Raw genomic sequence first — 333 nt, 5'->3', positions numbered from 1 at the left:
GCCCAACAACAAGCACTTTCTCTGGATACGCCGCATCCGCTACAAACTCCACCGACACATCAGCAGATTTATCACCCACTTTTGCCACCACCACATTACCACCCGCTTTAATCGAGGTGATCACCGCCTTCGCCAAACCATCATTATCGGTAGTCGCTTCTTTCGTGACCGTGGCTCCTTCTGTCGTGGAACTAAAGGTCACTAGGATCCCTTCAATCGCGTTGCCATTCACATCGAGCACGGTCGCCGTCAGGTCGTGAAGACCTTTGTTGTCGGCAATCACGCCGGACTTATCGTCACCCTTGAGTTTGATAGTTGGGTGCGTCGCATCCG

The 333-nt window shown here is 52.9% G+C and carries 1 protein-coding gene; it reads right to left on the bottom strand.

Features of this window, described 5'->3' with window-relative positions; all coding sequences use genetic code 11:
- On the bottom strand, window positions 1–333 hold a 333-nt coding region (locus RH85_RS13415), incomplete at both ends, for an Ig-like domain-containing protein (RefSeq protein ID WP_006713146.1).

The organism is Vibrio ichthyoenteri ATCC 700023 (assembly GCF_000222605.1).
Lineage (GTDB): Bacteria > Pseudomonadota > Gammaproteobacteria > Enterobacterales > Vibrionaceae > Vibrio > Vibrio ichthyoenteri.
The sequence above is the reverse complement of the archived record's forward strand: the minus strand, read 5'-3'. Positions and strand labels throughout refer to the sequence as shown.